This is a genomic window from Flavobacterium sp. HJSW_4, from assembly GCF_042436695.1.
Lineage (GTDB): Bacteria > Bacteroidota > Bacteroidia > Flavobacteriales > Flavobacteriaceae > Flavobacterium.
Window position 1 is genome coordinate 1 of record NZ_JBHNPP010000082.1, and the last position, 569, is coordinate 569.

Consider the following 569-nt stretch of genomic DNA (forward strand, 5'->3'; position numbering starts at 1 on the left):
CTCCTATAGAAACAGGATTTAGAGAATCGTCCAATATGTAAAGTCTCGTATTAGAAATGGGTTTGCCAATAGGGATATTCGAATATTCTTTATTTTTATTTAGCAAATAAAATGTACTATAGGTTGTGTCTTCTGAGGGGCCATATAAATTTCTTACTTCAATTTTATCCAATGGAAGTTTATTAATAATATCAGCAGATAATATTTCTCCAGCCATATTAATATTACAGACATTATCTAACGAATTATTATCCTCTAAAAATTTTCTTATTACTGATGGTATTGTATTTAACAATACATGCGTGTCATTTTCTAAATGATAGCTTATGTCAAGCGCATTTCTTAATAAACGTATTTTTTTCCCTATTGATAAAGTATAAAAAATCTCATAAATTGATAAATCAAAACAGTATGAAGTCACAGCATATACAACATCAAATTTTGATAAATTAAATTCTAATTTTGCCCAATTGATAAATTCCACAGCATTAATATGCTCCACCATTACCCCTTTAGGTTCTCCAGTTGAGCCTGATGTATAGATAACATATGCTAGATTATGGGGTTGA

Annotated in this window: 1 protein-coding gene; it reads right to left on the minus strand. The window is 29.0% G+C overall.

Going from position 1 to position 569, the window contains the following annotated elements; all coding sequences use genetic code 11:
* Positions 1-569, minus strand: a 569-nt coding sequence (locus ACE01P_RS24395; RefSeq protein ID WP_379701666.1) for an AMP-binding protein, incomplete at both ends; no start/stop codon positions are given.